Annotated in this window: 10 protein-coding genes; 5 read left to right on the plus strand and 5 right to left on the minus strand. The window is 70.4% G+C overall.

Annotated elements, in window-relative coordinates:
• Positions 1-19 precede the first annotated feature (19 nt).
• Complete coding sequence (locus AB5J49_RS09970; protein ID WP_369168177.1) at positions 20-997, minus strand: NADP-dependent oxidoreductase; 978 nt, start codon at positions 995-997, stop codon at positions 20-22.
• A gap of 112 nt (positions 998-1,109) precedes the next feature.
• On the opposite strand from AB5J49_RS09970, the gene AB5J49_RS09975 reads away from it, so the two are divergent.
• From AB5J49_RS09975 to AB5J49_RS09985, 3 genes are all read left to right on the plus strand, one after another.
• Positions 1,110-1,406: a hypothetical protein gene (locus tag AB5J49_RS09975; protein ID WP_369168178.1), complete on the plus strand. Its 297-nt coding sequence runs from the start codon at positions 1,110-1,112 to the stop codon at positions 1,404-1,406.
• Between the two features lie 167 nt (positions 1,407-1,573).
• On the plus strand, positions 1,574-2,596 hold the full coding sequence (locus AB5J49_RS09980; protein WP_369168179.1) for a phosphotransferase family protein: 1,023 nt from the start codon (positions 1,574-1,576) through the stop codon (positions 2,594-2,596).
• Positions 2,597-2,601: 5 nt separating this feature from the next.
• Positions 2,602-3,816 carry an acyl-CoA dehydrogenase gene (locus AB5J49_RS09985; RefSeq protein ID WP_369168180.1) on the plus strand — a complete coding sequence of 405 codons (1,215 nt, stop codon included), beginning with the start codon at positions 2,602-2,604 and terminating at the stop codon, positions 3,814-3,816.
• Positions 3,817-3,882: 66 nt separating this feature from the next.
• Here AB5J49_RS09985 and AB5J49_RS09990 read toward each other — a convergent pair whose 3' ends face one another.
• From AB5J49_RS09990 to AB5J49_RS10000, 3 genes are read right to left on the minus strand one after another with little or no spacing between them, the layout of a single operon-like run.
• Positions 3,883-4,476, minus strand: a complete 594-nt coding sequence (locus AB5J49_RS09990; protein ID WP_369168181.1) for a TetR/AcrR family transcriptional regulator — start codon at positions 4,474-4,476, stop codon at positions 3,883-3,885.
• 39 nt (positions 4,477-4,515) lie between these two features.
• On the minus strand, positions 4,516-6,189 hold the full coding sequence (locus AB5J49_RS09995; protein WP_369168182.1) for a class I adenylate-forming enzyme family protein: 1,674 nt from the start codon (positions 6,187-6,189) through the stop codon (positions 4,516-4,518).
• Positions 6,186-6,959: an SDR family oxidoreductase gene (locus tag AB5J49_RS10000; RefSeq protein ID WP_369168183.1), complete on the minus strand. Its 774-nt coding sequence runs from the start codon at positions 6,957-6,959 to the stop codon at positions 6,186-6,188. Before AB5J49_RS10000 ends, AB5J49_RS09995 begins: the two co-directional genes overlap by 4 nt.
• Before the next feature lie 187 nt (positions 6,960-7,146).
• Between AB5J49_RS10000 and AB5J49_RS10005 the strand changes: the two genes are divergently transcribed.
• Both AB5J49_RS10005 and AB5J49_RS10010 read left to right on the plus strand, forming a co-directional pair.
• Positions 7,147-8,379: an exo-beta-N-acetylmuramidase NamZ domain-containing protein gene (locus AB5J49_RS10005; protein ID WP_369168184.1), complete on the plus strand. Its 1,233-nt coding sequence runs from the start codon at positions 7,147-7,149 to the stop codon at positions 8,377-8,379.
• A 107-nt stretch (positions 8,380-8,486) separates the two neighbouring features.
• The gene (locus AB5J49_RS10010; RefSeq protein WP_369168185.1) at positions 8,487-9,845 is read left to right on the plus strand and encodes a serine-threonine protein kinase; all 1,359 of its coding nucleotides are present in this window, start codon (positions 8,487-8,489) and stop codon (positions 9,843-9,845) included.
• Positions 9,846-9,848: 3 nt separating this feature from the next.
• On the opposite strand, the gene AB5J49_RS10015 is transcribed toward AB5J49_RS10010, so the two are convergent.
• Positions 9,849-12,647 (minus strand): penicillin acylase family protein, encoded by a 2,799-nt coding sequence (locus tag AB5J49_RS10015; protein ID WP_369168187.1) that lies wholly within the window; start codon positions 12,645-12,647, stop codon positions 9,849-9,851.
• Between the last annotated feature and the right edge of the window lie 19 nt (positions 12,648-12,666).

Raw genomic sequence — 12,666 nt, forward strand, 5'->3', positions numbered from 1 at the left:
GGGCACCACTGGACGGGCCCTAGTCCGCCGCCTGCCACAGCCCCTCGGGCGCCACCGCCTCCTCCGTGTCCCAGTCCACCGTCACCACGATCTTGCCCCGGGTACCGCCCTCCTGGCTGAGCCGGTGTGCGTCCGCCGCGCGCTCCAGCGGGAACGTCTGTGAGACATGCACGGAGACCGCCCCCTCCTCCGCCAGCTCGGACAGCCGCAGCAGGTCCTCCGCGTCGGGGCGGACGAAGTAGTAGCGGCCGCCGTAGTCGAAGACGTCCGGGTCGGCGATCGACACCAGGCGGCCCTCGGGGGCCAGGAGGTTGGCCGAGGCTCTCAGCGCCTCGCCGCCGACCGTGTCGAAGGCCGCGTCCACGCCTTCGGGCGCCATCCCGCGCACCCGCTCGGTCAGCCCGTCGCCGTACTCGACCGGCTCCCCGCCGAGGCCACGTACGAAGTCATGGTTGTGGCCACTGGCCGTACCGATGACCCGGGCACCCAGATGGCGGGCGAGCTGGACGGCGATCGAGCCCACCCCGCCGGCCGCGGCGTGCACGAGGACGGTCTCACCGCGCTTGACCTGGAGCACCTTGATCAGCACCTGATACGCCGTCAGCCCCACCAGGGGCAGCCCGGCGGCCTCCTCCCAGGACAGGTTGCGGGGCTTGCGGGCGAGGGTGCGCAGGGGGGCCGCGACGTACTCGGCGAAGGTGCCGCGGGACAGCAGGTCCTCGCGTACGTAGCCGATGACCTCGTCGCCGACGGCGAACTCCGTGACGGACACGCCCGGTTGGACCACGACACCCGACACGTCCCATCCCGGGACCACCGGGAAGGCCGGCTCGAGCATCCGGTCCATATGGCCCTCGCGGCACTTCCAGTCGACCGGGTTGACGGCCGCCGCCCGCACCTTGACCAGCACCGAGTCGGGGCCGACCTTCGGGTCGCGCACCTCTCCGTATGCGAGCACCTCGGGGCCGCCGTAGCTTGTGTAGCTGATGCCCTTCATGGGTTCGACCCTCTGCGGTCACCGGGCGCCACGCAAGCCGAATAAGCCGATATGCGGCGTTCGCGTGGCAGCCTGTCCGTCGTCACCACCTGCACCTCCGAAGGCGAGCACCATGACCACCCTGCACGTGGAACACCCCTCCCACACGCACACCCACGGCGCCGACTGCGGGCACACCGCGGTACCGCACGGCGACCACACCGACTACGCACACGACGGTCACCTCCACCGCGAGCACAGCGGCCACTGGGACGAGTGCGAGTCGGACGCGCACGTCGCGCACGAGGCCCACACCCATGAGCACGGCGCCGACTGCGGGCACGAGAGCGTCCTGCACGGCGACCACGTCGACTACCTCCACGACGGCCACCGGCACGCCGCCCACGACGGCCACTGGGACGACCACTGAGCCCGGCCGTACCGGCCGAGAAGGCACCACGACAGCTCCCCGGCGCACCGCGCGGGGAGCTGTCGGCCTATCGTGGCCCCGATCACGTTCGGCTTCCGCACTGGACTACATACCGACTGGTCGGCATCATGAGTCAGGTCCCGTTCACCTGCCTGTAGGAGCGACGTATGAGCCCCGACCATCCGCCCGGTCTCGATCTCGACCGGCTGCGCGGCCTGCTCGAGCGCGAGCGGCCCGGCCTGGCGCAGGGCCCGTTGACCGGCCGGCTGATCGAGGGCGGACGGTCGAACCTCACCTACATGATGTCCGACGGCACGTCGAAGTGGGTCGTACGGCGGCCACCGCTCGGCCATGTCCTCGCCACCGCGCACGACATGAAGCGCGAGCACCGGGTCATCAGCGCCCTGCACCCCACGAACGTACCGGTGCCGCGGCCGGTGCTGCTGTGCGAGGACGAGGATGTGCTCGGGGCGCCGTTCTACGTCATGGAGTTCGTCGAGGGCACCCCGTACCGCACCGCCGACCAGCTGGCCCCGCTCGGCCCGGAGCGCACCCGGGGCGCGGTGCTGTCGCTGGTGGACACGCTCGTCGAGCTGCACGCCGTGGATCCGGCGGAGGTGGGGCTCGCGGACTTCGGCCGCCCCGAGGGGTTCCTGGACCGGCAACTGCGCCGCTGGGGCAAGCAGCTGGACGCCTCCCGCAACCGCGACCTGGCCGGCATCGACGAACTGCACGCGACCCTCGGACGGCGGCTGCCCGCCTCCCCCGACGCGGCCGTCGTGCACGGCGACTACCGGCTCGACAACGTACTCATCGGTGAGGACGACCGGATCAAGGCGATCCTGGACTGGGAGATGTCCACGCTCGGCGATCCGCTGACCGACCTGGGCCTGCTGGTGATGTACAGCATGCCGCTCGGCATGCCGAACTCACCCGTCTCCACGACCGCCGAGGCTGCGGGCCACCCGGACCCGGCAGAGCTGATCGAGCGGTACGCCGCGCGCTCGGGGCGCGACGTCTCCGCGGTCTCCTGGTACACCGCGTTCGCCTGGTTCAAGCTCGCCGTGATCCTGGAGGGCATCCACTACCGCTACACGCTTGGCCAGACCGTCGGCCGCGGCTTCGACCGCATCGGCGACCTGGTTCCCGTCTTCATCGAGCACGGTCTGAACACCCTTCAGGAAGGCTGACGCACATGGACTTCGCGTTCGACGCGCGTACCGAGGAACTGCGCGGCAAGCTGCTGGCCTTCATGGACGAGTACGTCTATCCGGCCGAGGCCGTGGCGGAGGAGCAGCGCGCCCAGCTGGCCTCGCCGTGGGACACCCCGGCCGTGGTCGAGGAGCTCAAGGCCGAGGCGCGCAGGCAGGGGCTGTGGAACCTCTTCCTCCCCGACGCCGAGTACGGCGCCGGGCTGACCAACCTCCAGTACGCCCCGCTCGCCGAGATCACCGGCCGCTCCCCGCAGCTCGCGCCCACCGCGCTGAACTGCGCGGCGCCGGACACCGGGAACATGGAGGTGCTGTCGCAGTTCGGCGACGAGCAGCACAAGAAGCAGTGGCTGGAGCCGCTGCTGGCCGGTGAGATCCGCTCGGCGTTCGCGATGACCGAGCCGGAGGTGGCCTCCTCGGACGCCACCAACATCACCACGCACATCGAGCGGGACGGCGACGAGTACGTCATCACCGGCCGCAAGTGGTACATCTCCGGGGCGATGAACCCGGACTGCAAGATCTTCATCGTGATGGGCAAGACCGACCCGGACGGCGAGGACATCCGCCGTCAGCAGTCCATGGTCCTGGTGCCCCGCGACACCCCGGGCGTCACCATCAAGCGCGCTATGCAGGTGTTCGGCTACGAGGACCACTACCACGGCGGCCACGCCGAGGTGATCTTCGACCACGCGCGCGTGCCGGTGTCCAACCTGATCGGCGAGGAGGGCGGCGGCTTCGCCATCGCCCAGGCGCGGCTCGGTCCGGGCCGTATCCACCACTGCATGCGGCTGATCGGCATGGCGGAGCGGGCGATCGAGCTGATGTGCCGCCGGGCCGTGTCCCGTACGGCCTTCGGCAAGGCGCTGGCCCAGCAGGGCGTGGTGCACAACTGGATCGCCGACGCGCGCGTGACGGTCGAGCAGCTGCGGCTGCTGGTGCTGAAGACGGCGTGGCTGATGGACACCGTCGGCAACCGGGGCGCCCACACGGAGATCCAGTCCATCAAGATCGCCACCCCGCGCGCGGTCGTCGACATCATCGACCGGGCGATCCAGCTGCATGGCGCGGGCGGCGTCAGCCAGGACTTCCCGCTGGCCGAGCTGTACGCGGGCGCGCGGACGCTGATGATCGCGGACGGTCCGGACGAGGTGCACCAGCGGTCGCTGGCGCGGCGGGAGCTGAAGAAGTACCTCTAGAGGGATCACGGGTAAGGGGCGACCACCAATGGTGGTCGCCCCTTACACATGCCTACGGCTGGCCGGTTACGGCCGCAGCGCCCGCAGCAGCAGGTCGGCCAGGTGGTCGGCGACCTCCTGGGGGCTCATCGGGCCGTCCGGGCGGTACCAGGTCGACAGATGATGGACGGACCCGAAGTGGTAGTCGACCACCAGGTCGGCCGGGGTCGCCTTCGAGAAGACGCCCGAGGCCTGGCCCTCCTCGACGAGCGCACGGAAGCGTTCGTGGTAGCGCCGGCGCTCGGCGCGCACCTGCTTGTTCTTCTCCGGGCTCAGGTGGTGCATGGAGCGGAAGAAGATCATCGCGTCGTCGAGGTTCTCGATCGTCGTGACGACGACGTCGGCGGCCGCGCCTCTGAGCCGCTTCTCGATGGGCTCGTCGGCGTTCGCGAACGCGTCCAGCCGCTCCTGCTGAACGCGCAGCACGCGCGCGTACACCTCGTGCAGGAGGTCGTCCTTGGAGCCGAAGTAGTGGTACAGCGCCCCCTTGGTGACGCCGGCCGCCTCGACGATCTCCTGCACCGAGGTGCGGTCGTAGCCCTGCTCCGCGAAGAGCCGGGTGGCGGCGGCGAGCAGCCGCTGCGGGACGGGCGTACCGTCACCGTCCGTCGTCCTGGCCACTGTGCCGCCACCTGCCTTTCCGAAAGGTCTGCCTGCTGTCTAGCCGTCGTTGGCGCGGGAACGGAGTTCCCGACGGAGGATCTTCCCACTTGCCGTCTTGGGCAAGTCGGGCAGGATCTCCACCTGCCGCGGATATTTGTAGGCGGCCAGTCTCTCCCTGCAGTACGCGGCGAGTGCGTCGGGGTCCGTTTCCGCACCCGGACGGAGACTGATGTACGCCTTGACGGTCTCTCCGCGGTACCCGTCGGGCACCCCGACGACGGCCGCCTCGCGCACCGCCGGGTGGGTGTAGAGCACGTCCTCGACCTCGCGCGGCCAGACCTTGAAGCCGGACGCGTTGATCATGTCCTTCTTGCGGTCGACGACGTACAGCCAGCCCTCGGCGTCCATGAAGCCGATGTCCCCGGTGCGCAGCTCGCCGTCGGGAAAGGTCTCGGCGGTGGCTTCGGGGCGCCGCCAGTAGCCGGGCACGACCTGCGGCCCGCGCACCAGGATCTCGCCCTGCTCGCCGAACGGCACCTCCTCGCCCGCGTCGTCGACGATCCGTACGACTGTCTCGGGTCCGGGCAGGCCCACGGCGAGCGTCCCGGAGACCGGGTCGACGGGGGCCTCCCGGCCGGGCGGGACGGAGGCGCAGGGGGCGGTGCACTCGGTGAGGCCGTAGCCGTTGCGGATGTACGGCCCGAGGCCGGCCCGGAACTTCTCCACCAGGGCGGGCGGCAGCGGGGCGCCGCCGGAGGAGATCATCCGGAAGGAGGCGAAGTGCTCGCGGGTGACCGCCGGGTGCGCGGCCAGTGCCATGAACGCCGTCGACGGGCCGACGGTGTAGTGCGGCCCGTGTTCGGCGAACGCGTCGAGCACGACACCCGCCTCGAAGCGGTACGCCAGCACGAGCGTGCCCGCACTGTCGAGACAGGCGCCGAGCTGGCAGACCATCCCGGTGATGTGGAAGAGGGGCGCCATCGCGAAGTAGACGGGCGCCTCGGGCAGCTCCAGTCCGGTCCGCTGCCGCTCGGCGTTGTACATGATGTTGCCGTGCGTGTTGGTGGCGCCCTTGGGGGTGCCGCTGGTGCCCGAGGTGTAGCTGATCAGCGCGATGTCGGACGGGCCGAGGTCACGCCCCTGCGGCGCCTTGTGCCCGGCGCGTGCGACCACCGCCAGGTCCTCGGCGTCGTCGGCCTGTGGGAGCCGCTCGAAGGTCAGTACGCGCGCGTCGTCGCGGGTCTGGAAATCCCGCTCACAGCCGGTGAGTGCGATCCGCACCGGCGACCCGGCCGCGGTCTCGCGCAGGTACGACTCCCAGGCCCGGTCGGAACAGATCAGCGCGGTCACCTCACCGTCCCGCAGGACGTGACCGACCTCCCCCGACTTGTACATCGGGTTGACGGGCACGACGACCGCGCCCGCCTTCCAGGCGCCGAGCAGCGCCAGCACGAAGTGCGGGGAGTTCTGCAGCAGGACCGCCACCCGGTCGCCGCGCCCCAGACCGCGGGCGGCGAGGTGCCCGGCGACGGAGTCGCTGAGCTCGTCGACCTCGCGGTAGGTCAGACGGCCGTCGAAGTAGGCGAGGAAGGTGCGCTCCGGGGTCTCGGCGACCACCCGGCGCAGGGCGTGTACGAGGGTGTCGGCCGGGTCTATCGGGGCGCGCTGGGCGTCGCTGAGCAGGGCCAGCCAGGGCTTGGCCGCGTAAGGGGAGGCGGAGGCGTCGGTCACCGGGTCGCCTCCCACTTCTGCTGGATGTGGTTCATGTTGGTCAGCCAGCGGTCCGGCTCGGTGGCCCGCGCCTGGTAGAAACCGGCGACCTCGGGGTGCGGCAGGATCAGGAAACGGTCTTCCTCCATGCCCTTGAACAGGGCGTCCGCGACGTCGTCCGGCTCGATGGCCGTCGGGTGGAGCACCAGGTCGCCCGCGCTGCCGGTGGCGGCGAGCATGTCGGTGCGCACGCCCTGCGGGCAGATGGCGTGGACCTTGATCCCGCGGTGGCGGTACGTCAGCGACAGCCACTCGGCGAAGGCGTACGCACCGTGCTTGGTGACGGCGTAGGGCGCGGCACCGATCATGGTGAGCAGCCCGGCGGCGGAGACGGTCGAGACGAAGCGCCCACTGCCCCGCTCCAGCCACTCGGGCAGCAGCTCATGGGCCGCGCGGACGTGGGCCATGACGTTGACGTCCCAGGACAGCTCCCAGGCCTTCGCGTCGGCGAGATCGGCCGCCTCCACCGCACCGAAGGCGACGCCGGCGTTGGCGCAGTAGACGTCGATGGCGCCCCCGAGCGCCTCACGGGCATCGTCGACGATGGCGGAGGCATCACCGGGAACCGCTGTGCCGCCGATCTCGTCGGCGACCGCCTGGGCCTTCCCGGCGTCCAGATCGTTGACGACGACGCGAGCTCCCTCGGCGGCGAAGCGCCGGGCGAGGGCCGCACCGATGCCACCCCCAGCCCCGGTAACGACGACTCCGGCACCCTGAACGGCTTCCACCATCGGTCTCCTTCGACTGCGGCTCTCCAGCCTGGCCAGACTAACCGGTCGGTATGTTTCAAGGAAGGGGTGTGATGACGCCCTCAGGGGCACGGGGCCGTACCGATGTGCCGCTCCGCCGCACGGGCGCGACAAGCCACGATCCACCGGTACCTTCCCCCCGACCTGCGGGAGCAATACCGTGCCCCCCATGCGCCTATCCAGACGAGCTCTCCTCGCAGCGACAACGGCAGCAGCATCCTTCTCGGCCACACCCCCGGCCTCCGCGGCCCCGCGCCACAGGCAAACCGGCTTCGAGCGCCTTGCCGCCGGAGGCTACGCCCTCCTCGACGGCCGGCGCGTCGGTATCGTGACGAATCCCACCGGCGTCACCCGCGAGGTACGTCACATCGTCGACGTCATGCACGCGGACGACCGCGTGAACCTCATCGCCGTCTTCGGCCCCGAACACGGCTTCCGCGGCACCGCCCAGGCCGGCGGCTCCGAGGGCCGCTACGACGACCCGGCAACCGGCCTCCCGGTCTACGACACGTACCTCAAGAGCGGCCGCCCCCTCGCCGACATCTTCACCGCGTCCGGCGTGGACACGATCGTCTTCGACATCCAGGACGTGGGCGCCCGCTTCTACACGTACATCTGGACGCTGTACGACTGCATGGAGGCAGCCCAGCTCGCGGGCAAACGCTTCGTCGTACTCGACCGCCCCAACCCCGTGACCGGACGGGCGGCCCAAGGCCCCGTCCTCCATATGGAGTTCGCCACCTTCGTCGGCCGCCGGCCCATCTCCCAGGCGCACGGCATGACGGTCGCCGAGCTGGCGCGGCTGTTCAACGGGGAGTTCCTCACCACCCCGGTCCCCCTGGAGACCGTACGGATGACGGGCTGGAAGCGGTCCGAGTTCTACGACGCCTGGAGCCTGCCGTGGGTGCCGCCGAGCCCGAACATGCCGACCCCGGACACCGCGCTGGTGTACTCGGGGACCTGCCTCTTCGAGGGCACGAACCTGTCGGAGGGGCGCGGCACCACCCGCCCCTTCGAACTGCTGGGCGCGGAAGGCATCGACGGACGCTGGGCGGCCGCCGTGAGCGAACTCGACCTGCCCGGTGTGCACTTCAGGGAGGCGTATTTCGCGCCCACGTTCTCGAAGTTCCAGGGCAAGACCATCGGCGGCGTCCAGATCCATGTGCACGACCGGGCCGCGTACGACCCCGTGCGCACCGGGATCGCCCTGCTGGTGACCGCGAAGAAGGCCTGGAGCGGCTTCGGTTGGCGCCCCGACAACTGGATCGACAAGCTCACCGGCTCCACACAGGTGCGCACGATGATCGACGCGGGCGCGAGCGCCGACGAGGTGGTGGCGGGCTGGCAGCAGGAGCTGGCGGCGTTCCGGCGGGTGCGCGGGGAGTACCTGCTGTACAAATGAGCGCCCCACTTGTGTGCCCCGGATGAGTGACGACGTATGGCCATTTCCGCCTGGTAGCAGGACGATGCGCCCGTATCGCACCACTACGGGGGACGAGGGGGCCTGTGATGGCGAATCCGGCAGTGAGCGTGACTCCCTACTGGGAGCTGACCTTCGACGCGGACGGTGACCCGGACGCCGGCAGACGGGACCGGCTGCTGGCCGGGGCGGCGCAGCACCACGTCCGTGATCTGATCGTCTTCGCGCACGGCTGGAACAACGACCGCTCGGGGGCGACCCGGCTCTTCGACCGCTTCTTCGCGTCGATCCCGCAGCTCGCTCCGGCGGCGAAGATCGGGTACGTGGGTGTGGTCTGGCCGTCGATGCGGTTCTCGGACGAACCGATCCCGGACTTTCCGCGGGCCGTGGCGGCCGAGATGCCCCGCCGCCCGGCGCTCGACAAGGACACCCGGCACGCGCTGCTGGAGACGTTCCCGGGGCGGGCCACCGTGATCGACCAGATCGCGCGGATGCTGGACCAGCAGCCGCGCGAGGAGGCCGAGCTGGAGGAGTTCGGGCGGCTGGTGCGGATGCTGGTGGACATCGTGCCGCCGGGGCCGCAGGCGCTGTTCGCGGCGGACACCCTGGCGGAGGGTGTGCCGCAGAGTTCGCCGGACATGTTCTCGGCGTCCACCGCTGCCGTGTGCGAGGAGTTCGCGCGGGCGCTGACGCATCTCGAAGCGTCTGACCAAGCGCCGGACGGCGGGTCGGACGGAGCGGCCGCCTTCTCGCTGCCGAACCCGTGGGAGGGAGCCCATGAGCTGCTGCGGCAGGCGACGTACTACGCCATGAAACGGCGCGCGGGGACAGTCGGTGAACGCGGGCTCGGCCGGGTGATCGGGCAACTGGCCGCACGCTCGCCCGAGGTGCGGGTCCACCTCGTCGGGCACAGCTTCGGCGGCCGGCTGGTGTCGTTCGCGTTGCGCGGGCTGCCGAAGGGCGTGCGGTCGGTGAAGTCCGTGACGCTGCTCCAAGGCGCCTTCTCGCACTACGCGTTCGCGTCCCGGCTGCCGCACGACGCGCGGGCGGGTGGGGTCCTGGAGGGCCAGCACAACCGTATCGACGGACCGCTGGTGTGCTGCTACTCGCGGCACGACTCGGCCCTTTCCACGATGTATCCGCTGGCCTCGCGCATGGCGGGGGACGCGCGCGGGATCGCGGCCCTGGACATCGGCCGGACGCTGGGTGCCAAGTGGGGTGCGATGGGGCACGACGGCGTGCAGGCGGTGCCGGGGACGCGGTCGTTCAAGCTGGCCGACGCGCTGCAGGCGACGCTGCCGGATTCGGGGTGCGTCAACATCGACGCGGCGACGGTCGTCAGGCGTGGCGGACCGCCGGCGGGGGCGCACAGCGACATCGTGCACCGGGAGTTGGCGCAGCTGGTGGTGGCGGCGGGCCGTATCCACCGGCCCGCCGCCGACCACTGATCGTCACCTGTGTGACGTGAACTCCACGACCTGCTGATACGTCGGCCGGTTCTGCCAGCTGATCTTGGCGTGCTTGATGCCGCCCAGCGTCCGCTGGACGATCGAGTCGGCGCACCACTGGTCGCCCGCCGAGCACTGTTCGTCGCCGGGGTAGACCTGGGCCGCGGTCTTGCCCGCGGCCTCCTTCAGGGTGCTGATCAGGATGTCCCGGCAGGCGCTGAGGCTGCCGCCGCCGCAGTACTTCCGGTCGAGCGGACCCTGCACCGACTCACCCAGCACGGCCCGGATGTCCTTGTCGACGTAGCTCCACCAGCCGTACTGGAAGGAGCTTCCGGCGTGCGAGCCGGTCGGTCCGTGTGCGGCGGAGGGGGATTCGTCGATGGGCAGGTTGTTCGTCATCGCGCCGTACAGCTCGCTCCCGAGGCCCGGTTCGAACTCGGCCTTGACCAGCAGCGGCCACCACGCGTCCAGGATGCGGATCGCGTCGGCGTCGGCGTACGCCTTCGAGCCGGCCGACGTCTCGGTGCGCTTGGCGCCGGCCGAGATCCACGCCCGGAGCTTGGTCACGGCCGCCGCGGCCGTGGCGTCGGTCACCGGGGAGCTGCCCACGACCTTGAGCAGGTCCGGCAGCACGTCCTCGGCCCGCAGGTCGGCAAGGCCGGCGTCGGCCATCGCCTTCACCAGCGCGGACCGGGTCACGCCGCCCGCGTCGACCAGCTTCTTCACCCGGTCCTCCAGCAGGTTGCCGCGGTGGACCGAGCCGTCGCCCCAGGGGGCGGTCGTGTAGTCCTTGGCCTGCTTGTTGTTCCAGGAGATGTAGTAGTCCTGGTCGAGGGAGTTGGGGTGGGCCGACGGCGGGGTGTACTGCGCCGTGTTCGTCGTCGGGTCCCAGCCCCGCCACTCGTACGCCGACTGCGCCCACACCGGGAACTCCGCGTCGACGCCGGTCGCCCGGACCGGATTGTCGCCGCTGTTGTAGTACGCGGCGTGCTCGGAGTCGGCGTAGAACCAGTTGAAGGTGTAGTTGATGTGCTGCACCGCCTTCTGGAAGTCGGCCGGCCCCTTGACGTAGTCCGGGTCGTTCAGCATCTGGAAGCCGATGATCGAGTCGGCCTCGTGCAGGTACGACGAGCGCAGGGTGGTGTAGGCGATCTTCTTGCCGCCGACGGTCGCGCGGTGGGTGACGGGACCGTACTTCGTGCGCCAGACCCGCATCGTGTACGACCCCTCGGCCGTCCCGTCCGCGGTCGTCGGCTTCCAGGCGTTCTTCTGCTCGACCTTGTCCATCGCGGTGCAGGTGCCGCGGTACAGGTAGTGGTAGTCGTCCTGGCACAGCTCGACCGCGTAGGCGTCGATGATGTCCTGGCCGGAGGTCGTGGCGCTCCACGAGTAGTCCTGGCCGCGGCCGAGCTCGACGTACATGCTCAGGCCGGCGAAGGAGGCGCCGCGCGCGCTGATGCCGGGGCCCTGGATCTCCTGGAGCAGGAGCAGCTGGGGTGCGAAATAGCCCGTCTGCGGGCCGAAGACGGCGACCGGGTGGCCGCTCGCGGTGTGCTCGCCGCTCACCACGAGGGCGTTGGACATGCCCCGCTTCGCCGAGGTCATGGCGGTCTCGGCGGCCGTGGTGGAAGCGCTGGTCGCGGCGGAGCCGGCCGCGCTGCCCGTACGGTCGTGGACCAGCTGTTCCTCGGTCACCGAGTCAGCGTCGGGCAGGGCCTCGCCCTGCGGGTCGGCGGGCTTGGTGGCGTACGGGAAGCTCTTGTCGTGGACGGTGACGACCGCCTCCGGGTCGTTGCGCTCGCGGAACGACTCCCAGAGCTTGGTGCCCTCGGCCACGCCGTACTTCTCCTGGGCGGCCAGCAGGGAGAGGGCGTTGTTGACCTCGCCGCCGCCTCCGGACCCGAACAGGGCACCGATCACGGACGCCAGGGCGACCAGGTCGGTGGACTTGAAGTGCTCGATCGTGCCGGCGTTGGTGACCGAGTCCTTGTGGCCGGTCAGGACGTATTCGCCGGGGAAGTAGCGGCCGCTGTCGGAGGCGTCGATGTAGGCGTTGATGCCGGCGACGTAGGCGCCCACGTCGGCGAGGGCCTGCTTGCCCCGGTCGCCGGCCGCGGCGACGGCGTTGTCGATCTGTGCCTGCAGATCTGCCTCGGTGTACGGCGCGTGGCGGTAGAACTCCTGCTCAAGGCCCTGGTTGGACGCCGCGCCGCCGGCGAACGAGGTCAACTGGCCGCGTCCGACGTGCCGGAAGACGTCCATCAGCCACAGCCGGTCCTGGGCGGCCGCGTAGCCGGCGCCGAACTCCGTGCCGTATCTGGTGGTACCGGTGATGTGCGGTACGCCCGTCTTCTTGTCACGGACGATCGTCACGTCGCTGCGCCCGGCGGGACTCACGGTGGAGGCGACTTGATCGGACGGGACGCCGAACGAGGCGTCGTTGAAGAAGTTGTTGATCGTCGCGTTGGTCAGACCGGAGTAGCCCTTGGCCAGGTTGGCGTAGGGGCCCAGCTGGTCCGAGGCGTGTTCGGGCAGGGTGCCGAAGGCCTGGTTGAGCAGGACCTGGGCGAGGGTGGCGTTGCCGTTCTGACCAGGCGGAAGGATGTCGGAGCACTGGTTCCCGCAGTAGTCGTTCGCGGCCGTGGTTTCGGCCGCCGCGGCCTCGGGCGCGGTCGCGGCTTGGGAAAGTGGCGACAAAAGACCGGCGATCAGGGCGCATATGGATGCGGACTTCAGGAACCCGGGGAATCTGCCGGGAGTTCTCAGTCTGTCGAGGGCGTTGCGTGGGGTACGCCGTGGCATGGCAGCTCCTACCGACGAG

This window comes from Streptomyces sp. R28 (assembly GCF_041052385.1).
Lineage (GTDB): Bacteria > Actinomycetota > Actinomycetes > Streptomycetales > Streptomycetaceae > Streptomyces.

What these genes read in the sequence shown, in the direction of transcription:
- AB5J49_RS09970 (WP_369168177.1), bottom strand. Translation starts at nt 997, where the DNA reads ATGAAGGGCATCAGCTACACAAGCTACGGCGGCCCCGAGGTGCTCGCA.
- AB5J49_RS09975 (WP_369168178.1), top strand. Translation starts at nt 1,110, where the DNA reads ATGACCACCCTGCACGTGGAACACCCCTCCCACACGCACACCCACGGC.
- AB5J49_RS09980 (WP_369168179.1), top strand. Translation starts at nt 1,574, where the DNA reads ATGAGCCCCGACCATCCGCCCGGTCTCGATCTCGACCGGCTGCGCGGC.
- AB5J49_RS09985 (WP_369168180.1), top strand. Translation starts at nt 2,602, where the DNA reads ATGGACTTCGCGTTCGACGCGCGTACCGAGGAACTGCGCGGCAAGCTG.
- AB5J49_RS10000 (WP_369168183.1), bottom strand. Translation starts at nt 6,959, where the DNA reads ATGGTGGAAGCCGTTCAGGGTGCCGGAGTCGTCGTTACCGGGGCTGGG.
- AB5J49_RS10005 (WP_369168184.1), top strand. Translation starts at nt 7,147, where the DNA reads ATGCGCCTATCCAGACGAGCTCTCCTCGCAGCGACAACGGCAGCAGCA.
- AB5J49_RS10010 (WP_369168185.1), top strand. Translation starts at nt 8,487, where the DNA reads ATGGCGAATCCGGCAGTGAGCGTGACTCCCTACTGGGAGCTGACCTTC.
- AB5J49_RS10015 (WP_369168187.1), bottom strand. Translation starts at nt 12,647, where the DNA reads ATGCCACGGCGTACCCCACGCAACGCCCTCGACAGACTGAGAACTCCC.